Genomic DNA, 19,621 nt, shown 5'->3' with positions numbered 1-19,621 from the left:
GCGGCTACAGCGTGAAGGTGGGCAGCTCGAGTCCCAGGAGCAGGCCGCCCGTCAGCTCCAGCGTGGCCGGGGCCACCATGGCGTGCTGGGTGGCGGTGTGGACGTCCCGGAAGCAGCGCTGCAGGGGGCTGGAGCGGAAGACGGCGGTGCCGCCCGCGGCCTCATACATCCGGTCCACGGCGCGCGCGGCGCTCCGGGTGGCGTGCGTCATCGCCAGCCGCAGCTCGGCGCGGGAGCGCACGGAGACGGGGCCTCGCGTGGACTCGGCGTGGATGGCGTGGAGGGACTCCAGGAGGAAGGCGCGGGCGGAGCGCACGGTGGCCTCGGCGTCGGCGACGGCTTCCTGCGCGGCGGGGCGCGCGGCCAGCAGGCGGCGCTCCAGCATCAGTGTCTTCTGCCGGGACAGCGCCGTCAGCTCGTCGATGGCGCGACGGGCAATGCCGAGCGCCACGGCCGGGATTCCCATCCCCAGCAGTCCGAAGGGGAAGCCGTAGAGCGGGCGGGCGACGCGCGGCGGCTGGCCCGCAAGAGAGAACGTGTACTCGTCCGGGATGAAGAGGTCCTTGACCTCCATGTCTCCGCTGCCCGTGCCGCACAGGCCCGAGGCGAACCACGTGTCGTGGAGCACCGCGCGCTCCTGGGGGAAGAAGAACATGCGCACCTCCGGCATGCCCTCGCGGACCATGCGGGGCTTGCCGCCCTCCGTCACCACCCCGCCTCCCACCAGCCAATGACAGTGCTGGCTGCCGCTCGCCCAGGGCCAGCGACCGGAGAGCCGGTAGCCACCTTCGACGCGCTCGGCGCGGCCGATGGGCGCCGCCACTCCGCCGGTGATGACGTCCGGGCGGGTGAAGATGGCCTGGGCCGCGGGCTCGAACAGCCAGGCGGAGGTCAGCGCCGTGGCGGCGCCAATCATCACGCACCAGCCCGTGGCGCCGTCCGCCCTCGCGAGCGACTCCATCACCTGGAAGGACACGGCCGGGTGCAGCTCCAGCCCGCCGAGGGACTCCGGAATCATCATCCGGAAGTAGCCGTCGCGGGCGAGCTCGGCGACCAGGTCCGGAGGCAGCCTGCGTGCGTTCTCGATTTCATCCGAGCGCGCGGACAGGCGCGGGAACAGCGCCTCGGCGGCGGCCAGCAGCGGGTGCGGAGAGGCTTCGGAGGCGGCAGGGGCGGCGTGCGGGAGCGGGCTCGTCATGACCGTAAGCCTATGAAGAATCGAGCGCGGGTCGCCAGGGGGCCTCTGGCCTCGTGCCTCGCTCTCCGAGGAGGGCGGTAGCTGGACGTGGCAGGAACTTCCGCCGCGTGAGGGTGCGCTTGCGCGCTGCGTGGATTGAGAAGCTCCGCCGGTGTGCCCGCTGGGGTGTGAGGGCTCGCGCTGTGACGGACTGTCCGTGGCGATGGCACCCAGGAGCGTCGTCGCCGCAGGCCCGGAGCCGTTGGTGAGCGTGCTGTTCGGAAATGTCGGGGGTTCTGAGCCCTCAAATGTCCCGACATTTCCGAACAGCACGCTGTCGGTCACGTCCGGCCAGCCTCGCGATGCTCCCTCCGGGCGCTCTTCTCCATGAGGGCTGCCGCGGCGCTCGCCGCCTCATGGCGCCAGGGCGAGTGGGATGAGGCGGGTGATGTAGCGCGTCCATCCATCTGGTGGGGTGGCTGCCTGGGCGGAAGGCTTCGGGTCCGCGGGTCCGGTTGCCGCCTGCTCGGAAGGCTCCGGGGTGGCATGGTGGTCGGTGTTCGCCTGGATGGAAGGCTCCGGGCCGACCGTGATGATGACGATGTCCTGGCGCCGTCCCAGCGCGACCAGCTCGCCTGGGCCGGGCACCAGCGCGTGGGCCGGGCGCGACGCGCCCTGAGGGAAGAACAGGGCATGTCCTTCCTCCAGGTAGAGCAGGGGGACGTTGCTGCCCGCGGCCTCCACGCCCGGGGGCGCGTGGACGTGCACGGTCCGGTGTGGAGCCGCATCTGGGCCCGCACCGTCGCCGAGACCGGAGAGGCGCGATGAGGAATCGGGACAGAGGCCGCACGCCGCGGCCATGACGAGCAGCAGGGACATCCAACGGCACATGACGGTCCTCCTTGCCTCGACCCATGGGCGGGCAATTCGTGAGTCCTGGTGCCCGCCGGCCACGCGGGCGGTGATTCGCAACGGTTGTCAGAAGGCGCGGGCCCTGAGAGGCCTGCACGCCGTCCGTTCACGACGCCCGGCTCAGGGCGGCAGGGTGACCTCACAGCGCCCGGAGGCGCCGCGCGAGAGGTCCTCCGCGACGGAGCGCAGCACGGTGCCAGTCAGTCCGGAGCGCTCCTCCCCCTGTGCGCTCTTCTCCTGCGTGAGCCACGACGCCACCCGGCCAAGGCTCGCGGCCGTCACCACGTGCAGCCGCACCTCCACCTGCACCAGGTAGCGGTCTCCCGCCTCCGGGCGCTCTTCCAGCATCCAGGCCACGCGCTCCAACTCCAGCGCCCCCGGGCCTTCCGGCAGGGGCCGGCCGTCCAGCACGTAGCTACCGCGCGTGAAGGCGAGCACCTGCGTCAGCCGCGTCCCATCCACCCGCGCGTTGAACCACAGCGAGCGGCGCCTCCAGAGCGTCACCTCCACCTCCACCCTGCCCGCCATGCCCAGCCGCACCAGCCGGTCCAGCTCCGGGGAGATGAAGGCGAACGCCTCCGGCCGCGCCACCACGCGCCGCCCGGAGAGGATGGCGGAGCAGGAGGCCCGAGGCTCCTCCTCCGCATGAGCCATGGGCGCGAGCAGCCCCGCCGCGGCCACCAGCGCCGCGCCGAGTCTCTGCCCCGCCCGTATCCGCGTCCGTGCCATGCGTCTCAGAAGGTCCGCACGAAGAACAGCCGCGCCTCGGGAACGGCCGTGGCCTTGTCGTCCGTGCGCCACGCGACGTCCAGCCGCACGTCCTCGCTGAAGTGGAAGCTGCTGCCCAGGCCCAGCTTCGCCTCCGTCCACTCGTTGTCCGCGCGCACCGAGCCCACGTCCGCGAAGATGCCGAAGACGTGCCAGCGGTACTCGGCGGTGGTGAGCAGCGACATGTCGCCGCGCAGCTCCTTGAAGCCAATGCCCCGCAGCGCGCTCCAGCCGCCCAGCGCCTCGCGCTTCTGCTCGGGCAGGTTGTCGCCTCCGGCGGTGCGCACGCGCAGGTGCAGCCCCGTCTTCCAGCCGGTGGGCACGTCCAGCGCCAGGTCGCTCACCAGCTTCCAGAAGCGAGTGTCCGCGCCGGAAGCCCCGGGGCCATCACCCACCTCCAGCGTGAGCAGCCCGCGCAGCGAGGCGCGGTCGTTCCAGTCCCCGCCGCGGTCGAACAGGGACGTCTCCGGCGTGCGGAAGACCGAGCCCACATCGGCGTCGGCCGGGGCGTCGCTGGCGTACTCCATCCGGAGCACCACGGACTTGAAGCGGCCCTCGGTGACGGGGGAGTTGGGGAAGGGCGTCGAGTCGCGCCGGAAGAGGGTGAGCGGCGGGGTGAAGCTCTGCATCGACTCGTAGCGGTCGGCGCGGTACTCGACGCCCGCGAGCCAGTCATCCGCCCAGCGCCAGGTGGCGAAGGCCGTGAAGCCCTTGCGGCGGAAGTACTCGCGGTCCGGCCGGTTGATGAGGAACGAGTAGATGTACGAGTCGATGTCGCCCATCCGCCAGCGGTCCAGCGTGTCGGTGAAGTCGTGGCCCTGCACGCCCAGCTCCGCGAGCCGCGCGGAGGGCACCCGCGTCTTCACGCCGCCCAGCAGGTTCAGCCGGCGCTGGCGCTTCGTGCCCTCGGGGTCGTCCGGCAGGCGCTGTCCCCCCAGCCGCAGCGGGATGAAGAGGGCCGCGTCCAGCGTGAGGTGGGCCCGGTCCTTCGGGTCCCAGATGCGCAGGTGGCCCGCAAGGCCCGGCGCGAAGCCCGTCACCTGCGTGTGCACCGGGAGCAGGTCCACGTCCAGGTCCGGCCGGCGCGGGCGCACGTGGATGACGAGGCGCTTGCCCTCGAGCGAGATGCCCTCGCCGTCCTCCCCATGCTCCCACCAATTGACGAGCTGGTTCCAGCTCACCTCGAACTCCACCTGCTCGCGCCGCCGCCGGTTCCGCCGCTCCTCCTCCTGGGTGCGGTAGCTCCGCGTGCCATCGGCGCCGCGCTCCTCGACGATGCGCGCCCGGCGGTGCAGCCCATCGTCCTCGTCATCCACGTCGGCGGGCTCCAGGAAGGGCATCCGCGACTCCAGGCGCTGCACGGCGCGCTTCGCGTCGCTGCGCAGGAAGACGTCACCGGGCTTCAGGTCCAGCGACTCGCGCACCCGCGCGGCCATGTCACCGCTCACGCCCCGCACCTCCACGTCCTCCAGCCGGCCCTCGTCCACGGAGACCACCAGCCGTCCGTCCGGGTGCAGCGTGGCGGAGAGGCTCGCGAGGAGGTAGCCGTCGTCCCTCAAGTCCCTCAGCGTGCGCTCCAGCGCCTGGGCCACGCCGCCCAGGACGATGCCGGGGCGGTACTCGTCGCGCTCCATGCGGGCCAGCCATTCGCGAGGCGGGCGCGGCACCGGGCACGGACGGACGACGGACAGCGTGCCGCGCCGCGAGTCCACGCGCAGCGTGGCGATGATGTCCTCGTCTTCGTCCTCGTCCTCGTTGGGGAAGCGGTGGGGAAGGCGGAACAGCTCCTCCATCAATTCGCTGGCCTGGAGGTCCTGCAGCCCCTCCAGCTCCACGGAGGTGAGGGTGGGGTTCTCCTCCAGGTGGACCTCCAGCACCGCGGGCCCCGTCTCGGAGACGCGCAGGCGTGGCTCCACGCGGGCGAAGAGGCCCGAGCGGGCGAGGCGGCGGAGCAAGGTCTGCGCCCGCCGTGAGGTCAGCGCCGGAGCTTCCGTGAGGGGCGCGCCAATGAGTGCACGCACCTGGCCCTCGGAGAGCCGCTGCAGTCCGTGGAGCTCGAGGCTCCCGGGCGTGAGCGTGCGCCCGTCCACGCTGAGCTGGAGTGGCGCGAGGACGGTCGGGTCTTCCATTTCCTCCTCCTCCTCTTCCTCCTCGTCGAAGTGCTCGGGGCAATCGTCCCGCTTGCCCCACTCGCCGCGCTCCCGTGCGTCCGCGGCGGCCTCGTTGCGCTCCTCGGCACCGGGGCGGGCATCCTCGTCGTCGCGGTCCTCACGCTCATCCCGGGTGCGGGGCTGTGGCTCGGCCGAGCTGGGGGACGGGGTGGGGGTGGTGGGAGCGGCCGGGGCCGGAGCGCCGGTGGCGGCGGGCGCCGTCCCGGCATCCGCGGGTTCCGTCATGGCCGCGCCGAGAGCCTGCGCACCGGCCGCGAGGGAGAGGAGACAGAGGAAGAGTGCGAAGCGGTTCATGACCGGACGGGAGAGCACGCGCCGTTCCAACGGGAGGGCTGGGGCAAGTGCTTGAAAGGACGAGGGGCAGGCGCGGCTGCCGATGTCATGGACACATCCTGATGTCGAGCAGCGATGTGATACTGACATCTACCGCGACGATTGCACGGGGCCGCGGGCCTGGGCCTCCGGTCATGGCGGCCACTTCCGGACGCACGGACCTCCCGATGTGGGGTCTCGCTCGCCGAGGTCTCGCGTGTCTCGTATCCACGCACCGGCAGGGACGCCAAGGCGTGGCTCATCCTCCTCTACCGGCACCTGCTCCCGGGAGGGTGGAAGCGTCACTGCAGCTACTCGCCAATGTGCCCGTGGGGCAGAGGCCGGCCGTGAGGGGACTCAGGAGGCGCGGCCGCTGAAGCCGGCCTTGTTCTCGTCCCACCACTTGAGCCAGCCGCGCCGGGTGGCGTCGAGGTTCCCCACGACGCCATCGCCGAAGGTGGTGACGCCGGTGATGCGCCGCAGGGCCGCGCCCCAGAAGACGCTCCCCTCGCGGTAGCGCTCGACAATCAGGGGCACGGCGGGCCGGCCCAGGGCGACGAGCGCCTCGAAGGAGGGGTGGTTGAGGAACACGTAGGGGTTGGACGCCTCGCGGTGCGCGGCGCAGTGCTCCTCCCACTCCTTCGCCAGTCCTTCGAAGCGGGCGCCGACATCGCTCATGAGTTGTTCACCGCGGGCTGACGGGGACGCACGTAGACACGCACCGGCTCACCATACGAGGGGCCGGTCAGGTCGTCAGCGCTGTTGTGACGGATGAGCGGCTGGGTGCCAATCTTGCTCGTCAGCCGGCCCTGCTCGTCCATCAGCGCGCCGTGCGTCACTTCAATCGCGCCCGTCCCCGACTTCGGCTTGAGCCCGTAGACGACGACCTTCTCCAGGTTCGGGTCGTTGCTCAGGTCCATCGAGGACATGGGCTGGTAGCCCTGCGTCGCGTACAGCTTGTCGAAGTCCTCGAGGCGCGTGCCCGGCCACACCCACTCGTCCTGGATGCCCATCGTCCAGGCGATGCAGTTGTACTTCTGCGACGACGGGCCGATGCCGACGAAGTCTTCCTCCTGGAGGTTGGGGAAGCTCTTGCTGCGCAGCATCTCCGCCTTCCAGGACGGGTCGGCGTCATCCCGGGCGGGGTTGATCTTGAACTCGAAGTTCTTCCCGAAGGACGAGTCGTAGCTCGTGTTCCCTTCGCCCTGGCCCTTGAACCACAGGGTCATCTTCGTGGCCTCGAGGGGCACCTGGAGCGAAGGCATGAACATCGTCCCGGGGCGGCCCCCCTCACCCGGCTGCAGGGTGAGCGGAACCTCGCGAGGGGGCTCGCCGTTGAAGGACACGCACGCGACGACGTCCGAGGGCGTCTTGCCGCCGAGGAGCGCGGCCAGCCGGTCCCGGTCGTAGGCAAGCTCGACCTTGTCGCCCGCGCGCAGCTTCCCCTCGACCTGCGTCTTCCAGTCGTCGGAGAAGACGACGGTGGCGCCTTCCTTGGGGGCAATCGCCGCGTCGGAGCTGGGGTCCCACTGGGTCGACGTCTTGCCGTCCGCGCCCGTGGTGCGGATGGACATGCGCAGCGTGCCGAAGGCGTCCGCAGGCAGGTCAATCTTCGCGGGCACCGTGTTCAGCCGGCCGCTCGCGTCGCGGGTGCCGTCCGTGAGGGGAATGGCCACCTCGGTGCCGCCAGGCGCCACCCGCCAGACGAGCTCCGCCTTCTCGGCCGTCTTCGACAGGCGCGCGGGGTCCACCGTCACCGTCAGCGGCTTGCCGGCCTCCGCATGGAACGAGGGGCCCCGGCCGTTGCCGGTGGGCAGCGCGACCTGGCCCTGGCCGTCCACGGTGGCGCGGGCGGTGCGGCCGCCCATGCCGAAGTGGGCCTCATAGCCGCTGGCGCCGTGGACCTCGGGCTGGAGGTCCGCCAGCCGCGACGGAACGACAGCCTCCGAGGCGCTCGTGCCCGTCAGCAGCGCGGCGCTACGTGAGGTGCTCTGGGACGGCCGGGTGCCACGCGCTTCGAACTGGTCTGCCTGGGAGCGGGCGCCGGGCGCCTTCTCTCCTCCCGCGGGGCGCACGGTGCGCTCCGGAGTCGCCGCGGTGGGCGGAGGCGTGACGAAGGAGGGGCGGCCAATGCGGTTCGACATGAAACAGCTCTCCCGGTGGGGGCATCCGGCGTGCGTCTGGCCGATTATCGCCGCGACGCGCCAGGAGTTGTCTGGGAGGTGTCAGGTCTGCTCACAGTGTGGGTGGGAAGACACCCTGGAGCGGGGCAGCCAGGCGGCCGGCACTCCCACCCACGATGGAGGCGGGAGGGCCGGAGACGTCAGGAGGGCGTCAGCTCACGGATCAACGGGACCGCCGCTGCACGGCGTACAGGTGTACCGGGTGGTGGAGCCGTAGGGCGCGCAGTCCGGATAGTAGATGGAGCTGGTGGCGCAGTAGCCCGTCCGGCACGGCAGCTTGCACGTGTACCAGAAGGGCGCCGGCCCGAGGCTCTCCTCCTGCGAGGCGAGCAGCGGGGTGGGCGAGGTGGGTGGAGCGGACTCCGCCTGCTCCACTTCGGAACCCCCACAAGCGGCGAGCAGCAGCAGGCACGGGAGCAACAGGGCCTTCTTCATGCATCCTCCTTGGCGGGAACGGATTGCAACTGCAATCCAGATTCAAGCATCGCCCGGAGTTCCCTTCCAAGGGCCTGGAGGTCGATTCCCGTCGGGAAGGTCAGGAGACCGGGAGCCCGAGGGCCTTGATGCGCCGATAGAGATTGCCCCGGTCCACCTGCAAGAGCCTCGCGGCCCCGGCGATGCTGCCGCCCTCCTGAAGCGCCGCGCGGATGAGCTCCCGCTCGAAGTCCTCCACGTGCTCCCGGTAGCTCCTGTCTCCCAGGGTGGGACGTGTGGGCGCGGCGGGCGCCAGCGGACCCTGTATGGCTTCTGGCCCCAGTGTCAGCGGGCCGTCGCCACGCAGCAGGTTGAGTCGCTCGATGAGGTTGCGCAGCTCGCGCACATTCCCGGGCCACGGGTAGGCGCGCAGGGCGGCCTCCGCTCCCGGTGCCAGGGCCAGCGGCGCATTCGGCCCGGCGAACTCCGCCGCGAAGGTGCGGGCCAGCGGGAGCAGGTCCTCCGGGCGCTCGCGCAGCGGTGGTATCTGGAGCGGCATCACGTTGAGGCGGAAGAAGAGGTCCTGGCGAAAGCGGCCCTCCTTCACCGCGCGGGCGAGGTCCTGGTGCGTGGCCGCGAGGATGCGCGCGTCCACGGGCACCGGCACCGAGCCACCCAGCCGCTCCACCTCCTTCGTCTCCAGCACGCGCAGCAGCTTGGCCTGGAGCTCCAGCGGCATGTCGCCCAGCTCGTCCAGCAGCAGCGTGCCGCCGTGCGCCTGCTCAATCCGGCCCGCGCGCCGCGCCACCGCGCCGGAGAAGGCGCCCTTCTCGTGGCCGAACAGCTCGCTCTCCAGCAGCGTGGCGGGGATGGCCGCGCAGTTGACGGCGACGAGCCGGCCCTTGCGCCCCGAGGCCAGGTGCAGCGCCCGTGCGACGCGCTCCTTGCCGGTGCCCGTCTCTCCGGTGATGAGGATGGCGGTGTCGCTCGGCGCCACGCGGGCGATGAGCCGGCGCAGCGACTCCATGCTCGGGCTGTCGCCCACGAGGTGGCCGGGACGGGCCAGCGCGTCGAGCAGCCGCTCCCGCTCCTCCTGGAGCGAGCCCAGCGCCATCGCGTTGCGCAGCGCCGTGATGAGCCGCTCGGGCGAGGGCGGCTTCTCCACGAAGTCCGTCGCGCCCAGCTTCAGCGCCTGCACCGCCTCCGCGGGGGACGCCTCTCCGGACAGCACCACCACCGGCGCGGGCAGCGGCCGGGGCAGACGCGCGAGCAGCTCCAGCCCCGTCTCGCCCGGCATGCGCAAGTCCAACAGCATCAGCGCGGGCGGGCCCTCGGGCGCATCGAGCAGCCGCGCGGCCTCCGCGGCGGAGCGGGCCTCTACCGGGGTGAAGCCCTCGTCGCTCAGCAGCCCGCGCAGGGCCTTGAGGACGCCAGGGTCGTCATCGACGACGAGGATGCGGGGGCCGGGCTTCATGCGGCGGCCGGGACGAAGAGGGGAGGGGCGAGGGGCAGGTCCACGCGCGCCAGCGTACCCCCACCTGACGCAGGTTCCAGGCGCAGGGTGCCGCCGTGCTCGTGGACGATTTTCTGGGCAATGGGCAGGCCCAGCCCGCTGCCCTCGGGCTTGGTGCTGAACAGGCCCCGGGTGAGGGCGGGGCCCTCCATCACCGTGGGGATGCCGGCGCCTCCGTCCGTCACGGTGACGCGCACCCCGCCCGCGTCGAGGGGCTCCAGCGCGACGCGCACGGGGGCCGCGCCGGTGGGAGAGGCCTCGGTGGCGTTCTTCACCAGGTTGCCGAAGAGGCGGCGCAGGCCGTCGGGGTCCGCGCGCAGCGAGGCGTCGGGGCCGGGGGCCAGCTCCACGGGGACGGGCGAGGTGCCCGCGTAGAGGGCACACACCTCGGCCAGCAGCGGACGCAGGGCCACGTCCTGGAAGCGCGGGGCAGGCAGCCTCGCGAAGGTGGAGAAGCTCTGGGTCATCCGCATCAGGAGGTCCACCTCTTCCTGGAGGAGGGCCACGGCCTCGGTGATGCGGGTGGTGTCGATGGGCATGCTCGCGTCCGTGCGGGACAGACGGGCGAGTGAGAGCTTCATTGCGGTGAGCGGGTTCTTCAGCTCGTGGGCCAGGGCGCGGGCCACGTCCTGCCAGGCGGCAATCTGCTCGGCGGCCTTGAGGCGCTCGCGCTGGGCGAGCAGGTCCTGCCCCATGCGGTTGAACTGGCCGAGGAGGAACTGGAGCTCATCCCGGGGAGGCTCCGGCGCGGCGAGGCGCACGGAGAGGTCCCCGCGCGCATAGGCCCACATGCCCTGGGTCAGGGTGTCCACCGGGCGGGTGAGGGCGCGGCCGAGCAGTACCGCCGCCAGGGCCAGCACCACGCCGGAGACGAGCACCAGCGCGGTGATGAACGCAGGGACTCGACGCACCAGGGCCCGCCGCGCCAGCTCCGCCTGGGCGAGGTTGAGGCGCGCCTCGTTCAGCGAGTCCTGGGGCAGGCCCCGGCGCTCCAGCTCCGAGGAGACCCCGTCCAGCACGCCTTCCACGGGGGCGATGGAGACGGACAGCACGCGCTCCAGCGCGCCCTGTGCCAGCACGCCGAGGAGCACCAGCGGCAGGAGGCCCGCGAGCAGCATCACCACCAGCAGCCGCTGCCGGAAGCGGGGTGGGGGCGGGCGGAGCGCTCCCGAGGCGCTGCCGGCCACCGTCGGAGAGGGCAGGAGGGGTGGGCTGGAGGTCGCCTGTGACGGCGGGGAACCGCGCATGATGCCGTCGTTCATATCGCATCAGCGGCCCGTCCCCGGGGGTGGGGTATTGGTGGGCGTCCCACGGTGGTGGCGACCCCTGGGGTCAGGTCAGGAATCCAGCGCGGTGGGCGTACTAAAAAGGAACCATGCCTTTCGACCCCCGTGACGTGGAGCCCCGGTGGCAGGCGCGCTGGCGCGAAGCCCGCCTGCACCGGACGACCTTCGACCCGACGAAGCCGAAGTTCTACGTGCTCGACATGTTCCCGTACCCCTCCGGCGCGGGCATCCACGTCGGACATTGCGAGGGCTACACGGCCACCGACGTGGTGACGCGGTGGAAGCGGATGCAGGGCTGGAACGTGCTGCACCCCATGGGGTGGGACGCCTTCGGACTGCCGGCGGAGAACTACGCCATCAAGACGGGCATCCACCCGCGCATCACCACGGAACAGGCCGTCTCCAACTTCCGGAGACAGATTGACTCCGTGGGCTTCGCCTACGACTGGGAGCGCGAGGTCAACACCACCGACCCGCGTTACTACAAGTGGACCCAGTGGATCTTCCTGCAGCTGTTCAAGAAGGGGCTCGCGTACGAGAGCGTGATGCCCATCAACTGGTGTCCCTCGTGCAAGACGGGACTGGCCAATGAGGAGGCCGCCAGGGGCAGGTGCGACCGTTGTGGCACCCAGGTGGAGCGCAAGGATTTGCGCCAGTGGATGCTGCGCATCACCGCGTACGCGGACCGCCTGCTGGAAGACCTGGCCGAGGTGGACTGGCCCGAGTCCACGCTGATGATGCAGCGCAAATGGATTGGCCGCTCCGAGGGCGCCGAGGTGGTCTTCCGCGTCGCGGACGGCCCGGCGGCGGGCGCGGAGCTGAAGGTCTTCACCACCCGCCCGGACACGCTGCACGGAGCGACGTACCTGGTGCTCTCGCCCGAGCATCGGCTGGTCGAGTCGCTGACGATGCCGGAGCAGCGGACCGCGGTGACGGACTCCCAGGCCGCCGCGCGGCTCAAGAGCGATTTGGAGCGCACGGAGCTGGCCAAGGAGAAGACGGGCGCCTTCACGGGCAGTCACGCCATCAATCCCGTCAACGGCGAGCGCATCCCCATCTGGATTGCCGACTACGTCCTGGCCACCTACGGCACCGGCGCCATCATGGCCGTGCCCGCGCATGACCAGAGAGACCAGGACTTCGCGTTGAAGTTCGGCCTGCCCATCCGCGAGGTGGTGCGTCCGGTGGACGAGGCGGCGCCAGAGCCCGGCGAGGCCTTCACGGGCGACGGCATCGCGGTGGGCTCGGGCGAGCTGGACGGCCTGCCCACGGCCGAGGCCAAGCAGCGGGTGGTGGCCATGCTGGAGGCGCGCGGCCAGGGCCGGCGCACGGTGAGCTATCGCCTGCGCGATTGGATCTTCTCGCGCCAGCGCTACTGGGGTGAGCCCATCCCCATCGTCCACTGCGCGAAGTGCGGCGCGGTGCCCGTACCCGAGGACCAGCTCCCCGTCACCCTGCCCGAGGTCGAGCGCTACAAGCCCTCCGGCACCGGCGAGTCCCCGCTGGCCACCATCCCCGAGTGGCTGGAGACGCGCTGCCCCCAGTGCGACGGCCCGGGCCGCCGCGAGACGAACACCATGCCGCAGTGGGCGGGCTCGTGCTGGTACTACCTGCGCTACCTGGACCCGACGAACGCCAGCGAGCCCTGGTCGAAGGAGGCCGAGCGGCAGTGGATGAGCGTGGACCTGTACGTGGGCGGCGCCGAGCACGCGGTGCTGCACCTGCTCTACGCGCGCTTCTGGCACAAGGTGTTGTTCGACCTGGGCCACGTCTCCACGAAGGAGCCCTTCAAGAAGCTGCGCCACCAGGGCACGGTGCTGGCGTACACGTACCAGGACGCGGCGGAGCACTACCACGAGCTGTCCGAGGTGGAGCTGCGCGGCGATGAGGCCTTCCTCCGTGCCACGGGCGAGAAGCTGCGCGTCCAGGTCGAGAAGATGGCCAAGTCCAAGCTCAACGGCGTCAACCCGGACAGCGTGGTGGCCGAGCATGGCGCGGACGTGCTGCGCCTGTACGAGCTGTTCATGGGCGAGTTCGAGCTGTCCAAACCGTGGGACCCGCGCGCCATCGAGGGCTGCGGCCGCTTCCTGCGCCGCGTCTGGCGCCTGGTCGAGGAGCATGAGCCGTTGCGCGCTCCCGAGGGCGACCCACACTTGAAATTGCGGCACAAGACGATTCAGCGCGTGGCGGCGGACCTGGAGCGCCTCCAGTTCAACACCGCCATCGCCGCGTTGATGACCTACACGAACGAGCTGACCTTGAAGGGCAGCACCCGCGAGGACCTGGTCACGCTGGTGAAGCTGGTGGGCCCCTTCGCGCCGCATTTGGGAGACGAGGCGTGGGAGCGGCTCGGCGGGAAGGGCTTCCTGCTGGAGCAGGACTGGCCCACGTTCGACGTGGCGCTCACGGTGGATGCCCAGGTGACGTACGCCGTCCAGGTGAACGGCAAGCTGCGCGGCAGCCTGGAGCTGGAGCGCGGCACGCCGGAGGCCGAGGTGCGCGAGCAGGCGCTGGCCCTGCCCAACGTGGTCCGCCAGTTGGAGGGCGGGAAGACGGTGAGCAAGGTCATCATCGTGCCCGACAGAATCGTCAACATCGTCGTGCGCTAGGCGCGCTCTTCACGAGGCGGGTGGAGCGAGCGAGAGCTTCATTGCGACGATTCGTCCTACACTCCCCTGGAAGAACCTGGAAAGGCGCAGCGCATGGGCGTGAGGAGTGCAATCGTCGTCGGTGGGACCGGCGACATCGGCAAGGCCGTCATCGACAGGCTCCGGGCGGAGGGGCTGCGCGTCGTGTGCGCCGCGAACGACGTGAGGCCCGAGACGCCGGACGGGATGTGCGTCGACATCACGGATGAGGCCTCCGTGGCGGCGCTGTTCGAGAAAGCGGAGAAGGAGCTGGGCCCGCTCTCCCTGCTGGTCAACTGCGCGGGCGTCGGCGTCTTCACGTCCATCGCGGACACCTCGGTTCAGGATTGGCGCAGGACTCTCGAGGTGAACCTGACCGGGGCCTTCCTCTGCTCGCGCGAAGCGTTCAAGCGCATGAAGGCGGGGGCGGGCGGGAGAATCGTCCACATCGGCTCCGTGAGCGACCACCTCACCCTGCCCCTGAACGCGGCCTATGCCGCTTCCAAGCATGGTGTCAGAGGGCTGACGGGAGTCTTGAACGAGGAAGGGAAGGACCATTCCATCCGGGCCACGCTCATCTCCCTGGGGGCCGTCTACACCTCGTTCTGGAAGTCGCGCCCGGAGTTCAGCGCGGCCGACATGCTGACCGTGGAAGACGTGGCCCAGAGTATCTGGGAGGTCGCCCGGAAGCCCTTGAACGTGCGGGTCGATGAGATTCGCCTTCTTCCGTCAAAGGGAGTGCTGTGATGGCGGTGCAACCGGATGTGAACCTCGCGCTCGTCACCGGAGCCAGTCGGGGAATCGGCGCGGCGATTGCGGAAGCGCTCGCGGAGAGCGGTCGGCGGGTGGTCCTGCTGGCCCGTGATGCGGAGGCCCTGTCCAGACTCGAGAAGAAGCTGGTGGCCGCCGGTGCCCAGGCACACTCCTTCGTCTGCGATGTCGCGAACGGGGCCGCGGTGGATGCGACGCTCGCCAGAGTCGAGGCGAGCCTGGGCGTCCCCGGCATCATCGTGAACAACGCCGGGGTCGGTGGGCCCTTTCATCGCGCGGACGAGGTCTCCAATGAGGAGTGGGAGGCCTTGTTCGGGGTGAATGTGGATGGCGTCTACCACCTCTGCCGATGGGCACTCCCCCGCATGAAGGCGGGGCGGTACGGGCGCATCGTGAACATCTCCTCCATCCAGGGCCTGTTTGGTGGCGCGCGCTCGTCCACCTATGCGGCCACCAAGCATGCGCTCATCGGCTACACCCGGAGCCTCGCAGCCGAGTGGGGCGCCTTTGGCATCACCTGCAACGCCGTCTGTCCGGGCTACATCGACACGGAGATGCTGCTGAACGCGGACCCGGCGTCGAGGACGGAGCTGCTGCGGAGGATTCCCGCCAGGAGGTTCGGAACCCCCGAGGAGGTGGCAAAGGTGGTGGCCTTCCTCGTCGGGCCTCACGGCGGCTACATCAACGGCAGTGCGCTGGTGGTCGACGGCGGCCTGTCGTCGCATCTGGCCAACGACGTGCCTTCGGAGTGAGCCGGGCCCGGACGTTCCGGTGGTAGCCTGGGCCCTCCGATGCCCCGTCTCTTCTCGCCCTCCCAGGGCTGGTTGTTCAGCCCGGGAGTGGACCTGACTGTCTTCGCCGGCAGCGCGCTGCTCTCCGTGCTCTTCGTGCTCGCCGCGCCGTGGCTGGGCGCGGTGGGGGACACGCCGCTGTGGGCCTGGGTCCTCTTCGTCGTCTGCGTGGACGTGGCCCACGTCTGGTCCACGCTGTTCCGCACCTACCTGGACGTGGGCGAGCTGCGCCGCCGCCCCGGCCTCTACCTGGGCGCGCCGCTCGTCGCCTACGTCACGGGTGTGGTGGCGCACCTCGCCTCGCCCCGGGCCTTCTGGACGCTGTTCGCCTACGTGGCCCTGTCGCACTTCGTCCGCCAGCAGTACGGCTGGGTGGCCCTCTACGGCCGCAAGGCCCGCGCCTCCACCGCCGAGCGCCGGCTGGACGCCGCCGCCATCTACGCCGCCACCCTGGGGCCTGTCGTCTGGTGGCACGCGAACCTTCCCCGCGACTTCTGGTGGTTCGTGGAGGGGGACTTCCTGTCCGGCCTGCCCCGCTGGGTGGGGACGGTGTCGCTGGCCATGCATGCCGTCGTCCTCGCGGCCTGGGTGGGCTTCCAGGTGCTGCGTGTGGCGAGGGGTGAGGGTGTGCAGGTGGGCAAGGTGCTGCTGGTGGCGGCCACCTGGGTGGCGTGGTTCGGCGGCATCGTCCTGGCGCGCGATGACTTCGCCTTCACTGTGATGAACATCACGCTGCACGGCGTGCCGTACTTCGCGCTGCTGTTCCGCTACGCACGCGGGCGGCACGCGGAGGGGGACTATGGCGTGGGGAGTACCCTCCTGCGCGCCGGGCTGCCCGGCTTCCTCCTCTTCCTCGTGGCGCTGGCGCTGACAGAGGAGCTGTTCTGGGATTGGCTCATCTGGCACGAGCGCGCCACCCTCTTCGGGACAAGCACCGTGGAGCTGCCGGCGGACCTGCTCGCGCTGGTGGTGCCGCTGCTTGCACTGCCGCAGGCCACGCACTACGTCCTGGATGCCTTCATCTGGAAGCCCGGCCGCGAGCCGGCGCTGCTGTCCCGCCTGGGCTGGGCCCCGCCGGCAGGGCGCGAGGGTCCACCATCCAGCACGATGCCCGTTTCGGCGATGGTCATTCAGGAGGGGAGTGAATAAGGGTCAGGTGGCCCTTTATGTCCCGACTCCTGCTCGTATCGAACCGTCTCCCCGTCACCGTCAAGGCTGAGAAGGACAGCGTCACCGTGGTGCGCAGCGCGGGTGGCCTGGCCACCGGCCTGAGCCGCCCACATGAGCGCTCCGGCGGCGTGTGGCTGGGCTGGCCCGGGGATGTTTCACGCCTGACGGATGCCCAGCGCGCCAAGGTGGAGGCGCAGCTCGAGGGACTGCGCTGCGTGCCGCTGTACCTCAGCGCCAGCGAGGTGAGCCGCTACTACGAGGGCTACTCCAACCGCGTCCTCTGGCCGCTGTGCCACTACATGGTGGACCGCATCCCCCGCCAGGACCGGGACTGGGAGGTCTACCGCAAGGTCAACGAGCGCTTCGCCGACCTGGTCGTCCGCCACTATCAGCCGGGGGACACCATCTGGGTCCACGACTACCAGCTCATGCTGGTGCCGGGCCTGCTGCGCCAGCGGTTGCCCGGGGCGCGCATCGGCTACTTCCACCACATCCCCTTCCCGTCGTCCGAAATCTTCAGCACGCTTCCCCGCCGCCTCGAGCTGCTCAAGGGCCTGCTGGGCGCGGACCTCATCGGCTTCCACACGGTGAGCTACGTGCGGCACTTCTCCGGCGCGCTGCTGCGGCAGCTCGGGCTGGACACGGACATCGACCGCGTCATCTGGGACGGGCGCGAGGTGCGGGTGGGGGCCTTCCCCATGGGCATCGACGCCACGGCCTTCGAGACGCTCGCCAACGACGCGGGCGTGCTGGAGGAGGTGGCCACGCTGCGCCGGAAGGCCGAGGGCCAGTGCGTCCTCCTGGGCATCGACCGGCTGGACTACACCAAGGGCATTCCGCGGCGCCTGCTGGCAGTCCAGCGCGTGCTGGAGCGCGAGCCCTCGTGGCGCGGGCGCCTGCGCTTCATCCAGGTGGCCGTGCCCAGCCGCACCCAGGTGGAAGACTACGCCACCTACCGCGAGCTGGTGAACGAGCTGGTGGGCCGCATCAACGGCCAGTACGGCGGCGTCCACAGCGTGCCCGTGCACTACCTCTACCGCTCCTTCAACGAGAAGCAGCTCGTGGGGCTGTACCGTGCGGCGGACGTCATGCTCGTCACGCCGGTGCGGGACGGCATGAACCTGGTGGCGAAGGAGTTCTGCGCGGCGCGCCCGGACGAGGACGGCGTGCTGGTGCTCAGCGAGTTCGCCGGCGCCGCCGCGGAGATGGGCAGCGCGCTCATCGTCAACGCCTTCGATGTGGAGGCCATGGCGGACGCGATTGAGCAGGCGCTGGAGATGGGCGAGGCCGAGCGCCACTCGCGGATGCGGGAGCTGCGCGCCCAGGTGAAGACCCACGACGTGCATTGGTGGACGGCCAGCTTCCTGGACCGGCTCCAGGGATTGCCCACCGCGTCGGTGCGGGCAACGGCGGGCGGGCCCGAGGTGCTGGAGCGGATGAAGGCGGCCTCCCGGCTGCACCTGCTACTCGATTACGACGGTACGCTGGTGGGCTTCGCGCCCCGGCCGGAGCTGGCCGCGCCGGATGATGCGCTGCGGGAGCTGCTGGCGAAGCTGCTGGCGCGGCCGGGCACCTCGCTGAGTATCGTCAGCGGCCGGCCCCGGGAGACGCTGGAGGCCTGGTTCGGGGAGCTGCCCATCAGCCTGCACGCGGAGCACGGCCTGTGGTCCCGCACGCGGCCGGGCCAGCCGTGGCGGATGCTGGAGGGCGTGTCCTTCGGGTGGAAGGCCCAGGCGCGCCCGGTGCTGGACGCCTTCAGTGCGCGAGTGCCGGGCTCGTTCGTGGAGGAGAAGACGGCGTCGCTGGCCTGGCACTACCGGCAGGTGGACCCTGAGTTCGGCGCCAATCAGTCCCGCGAGCTGCGGCTGCTCCTGGCGGAGACGTTCGCCGGGCAGCCCATGGACATCCTCCCGGGAGACCGGGTGGTGGAGGTGCGGCCCAAGGGAGTGCACAAGGGCCGCGTGGTGGGCGAGGCCACCCAGGACCTTCCACCGGGCACGCTGGTGGTGGCCATCGGAGACGACCGCACCGACGAGGACATGTTCGCGGCCATGCCAGAGGGCGGGCTCACCATCCACGCGGGGCACAAGCCCTCGCGCGCCGCCTACCGGCTGAACGGGCCTGGCGATGTCCGGAAGCTGTTGAACGGCCTGGTCTCCTGAGGCCGGGCGCTTCGGGGACTCCGGCGGGTGACACCGCCGTGCAGTGCCGGTGTTCCATCCGCCAGCCGGCAGCGCGCCGGCCTTCCCCAGACAGGAGATGGAACATGGCGGTCCTGCACCGAGGTCTTCGGGTAGGTATGGCATTGCTCGCGGGCTTCATGGCCCCGGCCTGCGGCCCGGAGGCTCCCGTTGGAAGTGCCCCCGAGGTGAGCGAGCTGGAGTCCGGTGAGCTGGGACAGGCCGCGAGACCGGCGCCCCTGCCGCCCTTGGACCGCGAGGCGCTGCGTCAGGCCATCTCCGGCCTGCCGGACACGAAGGTGACCGGGGCCATGGTCCGGGTGAGTGGCGCCGATGGCCACTGGCTCGGTGCCTCCGGAGTGGCGGACCTCCGCACCGGCGCCCCGGTGCTCGCGGAGGGGCGCTTCCGCATCGGCAGCATCACCAAGACGTTCACCGCCACCGTCGTGCTGCAGCTCGTCGCCGAGGGCCGGGTGGACCTGGACCGGCCCGTCCAGCACTACCTGCCGCGCCTGCTGCCCGACGGCGTCTACGCGCCCATCACCGTGCGGCAGTTGCTCAATCACACGCATGGACTTCCCGGCGTGCCGGTGCCGCAGAAGGACCCCGCGTGGTTCTTCGAGAACCGGTTCCGGCGCTTCACTCCCCGAGAGCTCGTCGCGCTGGCGCTCCCGCCGGGGCCCCGCTTCGAGCCGGGCACGCAGCAGGACTACGGCAACATCGGCTACATCGTCGCCGGGCTGCTCATCGAGAAGGTCACGGGCCGTCCCTACGGGCACGAGGTGAGGGACCGCATCCTCCGTCCGCTGCACCTGCGGGACACCTTCGTGCCCGGCAACGAGGTGACGATTCCGGGGCCGCATGCCCGTGGCTACGAAAGCGTCTCGCCGGAGGAGGCGGGCTGCCCGCCCGGCGCCACCGCGTATGGGGCGCTGTGCCTGGTGGACGTCACCGACGCCAGCCAGTCCGTGCCCTGGGCGGCGGGGGAGATGGTTTCGACGACGGCCGACCTGGACCGCTTCCTCGTTGCGCTCTTCAAGGGGCGGCTGCTGCCGCGTGCGCAGCTGGAGGAGATGTTCACGGTGCCGGACGTGCCCTCGGTGGACGGAGGGCGCGCCAGCTACAGCGCGGGGCTCGCCCGCTTCGAGGTCAATGGCATCACGCTGTGGGGGAAGAGCGGAGACCGCCACGGCTACAACAACGGGATGGGCGCCACGAGGGACTTGCGGCGGCGCCTCGTCTACTCCGTCAACACGCTGCGCATGGGGCAGGAGCCGCCGCCCATCACCGGCCGCATCATCGTGGCCGCCGTGGGGACTCCCTCCCGGCCGTAGCGCGCGCCGGAG

General features: G+C 70.9%; 15 protein-coding genes. 6 read left to right on the top strand and 9 right to left on the bottom strand.

The window, feature by feature from the left end; all coding sequences use genetic code 11:
• Window positions 1-4: 4 nt before the first annotated feature.
• The 9 genes from G4D85_RS03425 to G4D85_RS03385 form a co-directional block, all read right to left on the bottom strand.
• The gene (locus G4D85_RS03425) at window positions 5-1,198 is read right to left on the bottom strand and encodes an acyl-CoA dehydrogenase family protein (protein WP_164007797.1); all 1,194 of its coding nucleotides are present in this window, start codon (window positions 1,196-1,198) and stop codon (window positions 5-7) included.
• A gap of 393 nt (window positions 1,199-1,591) precedes the next feature.
• Complete coding sequence (locus tag G4D85_RS03420; protein WP_205525397.1) at window positions 1,592-2,068, bottom strand: hypothetical protein; 477 nt, start codon at window positions 2,066-2,068, stop codon at window positions 1,592-1,594.
• Window positions 2,069-2,209: 141 nt separating this feature from the next.
• Window positions 2,210-2,818: a hypothetical protein gene (locus G4D85_RS03415; RefSeq protein WP_164007795.1), complete on the bottom strand. Its 609-nt coding sequence runs from the start codon at window positions 2,816-2,818 to the stop codon at window positions 2,210-2,212.
• 5 nt (window positions 2,819-2,823) lie between these two features.
• Entirely contained in the window at window positions 2,824-5,340 is a 2,517-nt protein-coding gene (locus tag G4D85_RS03410) for a BamA/TamA family outer membrane protein (RefSeq protein ID WP_240359049.1), read from the bottom strand.
• 357 nt (window positions 5,341-5,697) lie between these two features.
• Window positions 5,698-6,018, bottom strand: coding sequence for a hypothetical protein (locus tag G4D85_RS03405; RefSeq protein WP_164007793.1), 321 nt, complete (start codon window positions 6,016-6,018; stop codon window positions 5,698-5,700).
• Entirely contained in the window at window positions 6,015-7,484 is a 1,470-nt protein-coding gene (locus G4D85_RS03400) for a DUF6209 family protein (protein WP_164007792.1), read from the bottom strand. The genes G4D85_RS03405 and G4D85_RS03400 overlap by 4 nt, the downstream gene beginning before the upstream one ends.
• A gap of 195 nt (window positions 7,485-7,679) precedes the next feature.
• Entirely contained in the window at window positions 7,680-7,958 is a 279-nt protein-coding gene (locus G4D85_RS03395; protein ID WP_164007791.1) for a hypothetical protein, read from the bottom strand.
• A 100-nt stretch (window positions 7,959-8,058) separates the two neighbouring features.
• Complete coding sequence (locus tag G4D85_RS03390; RefSeq protein WP_164007790.1) at window positions 8,059-9,411, bottom strand: sigma-54-dependent transcriptional regulator; 1,353 nt, start codon at window positions 9,409-9,411, stop codon at window positions 8,059-8,061.
• Window positions 9,408-10,568: a sensor histidine kinase gene (locus G4D85_RS03385; RefSeq protein ID WP_240359118.1), complete on the bottom strand. Its 1,161-nt coding sequence runs from the start codon at window positions 10,566-10,568 to the stop codon at window positions 9,408-9,410. The genes G4D85_RS03390 and G4D85_RS03385 overlap by 4 nt, the downstream gene beginning before the upstream one ends.
• Window positions 10,569-10,825: 257 nt before the next feature.
• On the opposite strand from G4D85_RS03385, the gene leuS reads away from it, so the two are divergent.
• The 6 genes from leuS (at window position 10,826) to G4D85_RS03355 (ending at window position 19,609) form a co-directional block, all read left to right on the top strand.
• The gene (leuS, locus tag G4D85_RS03380) at window positions 10,826-13,345 is read left to right on the top strand and encodes a leucine--tRNA ligase (RefSeq protein ID WP_164007788.1); all 2,520 of its coding nucleotides are present in this window, start codon (window positions 10,826-10,828) and stop codon (window positions 13,343-13,345) included.
• A gap of 93 nt (window positions 13,346-13,438) precedes the next feature.
• Entirely contained in the window at window positions 13,439-14,110 is a 672-nt protein-coding gene (locus G4D85_RS03375; protein ID WP_164007787.1) for an SDR family oxidoreductase, read from the top strand.
• Window positions 14,110-14,886 (top strand): SDR family NAD(P)-dependent oxidoreductase, encoded by a 777-nt coding sequence (locus G4D85_RS03370; protein WP_164007786.1) that lies wholly within the window; start codon window positions 14,110-14,112, stop codon window positions 14,884-14,886. Before G4D85_RS03375 ends, G4D85_RS03370 begins: the two co-directional genes overlap by 1 nt.
• A 39-nt stretch (window positions 14,887-14,925) precedes the next feature.
• On the top strand, window positions 14,926-16,074 hold the full coding sequence (locus G4D85_RS03365; RefSeq protein ID WP_164007785.1) for a hypothetical protein: 1,149 nt from the start codon (window positions 14,926-14,928) through the stop codon (window positions 16,072-16,074).
• Between the two features lie 17 nt (window positions 16,075-16,091).
• Window positions 16,092-18,257 carry a bifunctional alpha,alpha-trehalose-phosphate synthase (UDP-forming)/trehalose-phosphatase gene (locus G4D85_RS03360; protein WP_164007783.1) on the top strand — a complete coding sequence of 722 codons (2,166 nt, stop codon included), beginning with the start codon at window positions 16,092-16,094 and terminating at the stop codon, window positions 18,255-18,257.
• Window positions 18,258-18,361: 104 nt separating this feature from the next.
• Window positions 18,362-19,609: a serine hydrolase domain-containing protein gene (locus G4D85_RS03355; RefSeq protein ID WP_164007781.1), complete on the top strand. Its 1,248-nt coding sequence runs from the start codon at window positions 18,362-18,364 to the stop codon at window positions 19,607-19,609.
• Window positions 19,610-19,621: the final 12 nt, after the last annotated feature.

The sequence above is a fragment of the Pyxidicoccus trucidator genome, from assembly GCF_010894435.1.
Lineage (GTDB): Bacteria > Myxococcota > Myxococcia > Myxococcales > Myxococcaceae > Myxococcus > Myxococcus trucidator.
Note: the sequence above shows the minus strand (reverse complement) of the source record. Positions and strands in the feature narration are given on the sequence as shown.

What these genes read in the sequence shown, in the direction of transcription:
- G4D85_RS03425 (WP_164007797.1), bottom strand. Translation starts at nt 1,198, where the DNA reads ATGACGAGCCCGCTCCCGCACGCCGCCCCTGCCGCCTCCGAAGCCTCT.
- G4D85_RS03420 (WP_205525397.1), bottom strand. Translation starts at nt 2,068, where the DNA reads ATGTGCCGTTGGATGTCCCTGCTGCTCGTCATGGCCGCGGCGTGCGGC.
- G4D85_RS03415 (WP_164007795.1), bottom strand. Translation starts at nt 2,818, where the DNA reads ATGGCACGGACGCGGATACGGGCGGGGCAGAGACTCGGCGCGGCGCTG.
- G4D85_RS03405 (WP_164007793.1), bottom strand. Translation starts at nt 6,018, where the DNA reads ATGAGCGATGTCGGCGCCCGCTTCGAAGGACTGGCGAAGGAGTGGGAG.
- G4D85_RS03400 (WP_164007792.1), bottom strand. Translation starts at nt 7,484, where the DNA reads ATGTCGAACCGCATTGGCCGCCCCTCCTTCGTCACGCCTCCGCCCACC.
- G4D85_RS03395 (WP_164007791.1), bottom strand. Translation starts at nt 7,958, where the DNA reads ATGAAGAAGGCCCTGTTGCTCCCGTGCCTGCTGCTGCTCGCCGCTTGT.
- G4D85_RS03390 (WP_164007790.1), bottom strand. Translation starts at nt 9,411, where the DNA reads ATGAAGCCCGGCCCCCGCATCCTCGTCGTCGATGACGACCCTGGCGTC.
- G4D85_RS03385 (WP_240359118.1), bottom strand. Translation starts at nt 10,568, where the DNA reads ATGCTGCTCGCGGGCCTCCTGCCGCTGGTGCTCCTCGGCGTGCTGGCA.
- leuS (WP_164007788.1), top strand. Translation starts at nt 10,826, where the DNA reads ATGCCTTTCGACCCCCGTGACGTGGAGCCCCGGTGGCAGGCGCGCTGG.
- G4D85_RS03375 (WP_164007787.1), top strand. Translation starts at nt 13,439, where the DNA reads ATGGGCGTGAGGAGTGCAATCGTCGTCGGTGGGACCGGCGACATCGGC.
- G4D85_RS03370 (WP_164007786.1), top strand. Translation starts at nt 14,110, where the DNA reads ATGGCGGTGCAACCGGATGTGAACCTCGCGCTCGTCACCGGAGCCAGT.
- G4D85_RS03365 (WP_164007785.1), top strand. Translation starts at nt 14,926, where the DNA reads ATGCCCCGTCTCTTCTCGCCCTCCCAGGGCTGGTTGTTCAGCCCGGGA.
- G4D85_RS03360 (WP_164007783.1), top strand. Translation starts at nt 16,092, where the DNA reads ATGTCCCGACTCCTGCTCGTATCGAACCGTCTCCCCGTCACCGTCAAG.
- G4D85_RS03355 (WP_164007781.1), top strand. Translation starts at nt 18,362, where the DNA reads ATGGCGGTCCTGCACCGAGGTCTTCGGGTAGGTATGGCATTGCTCGCG.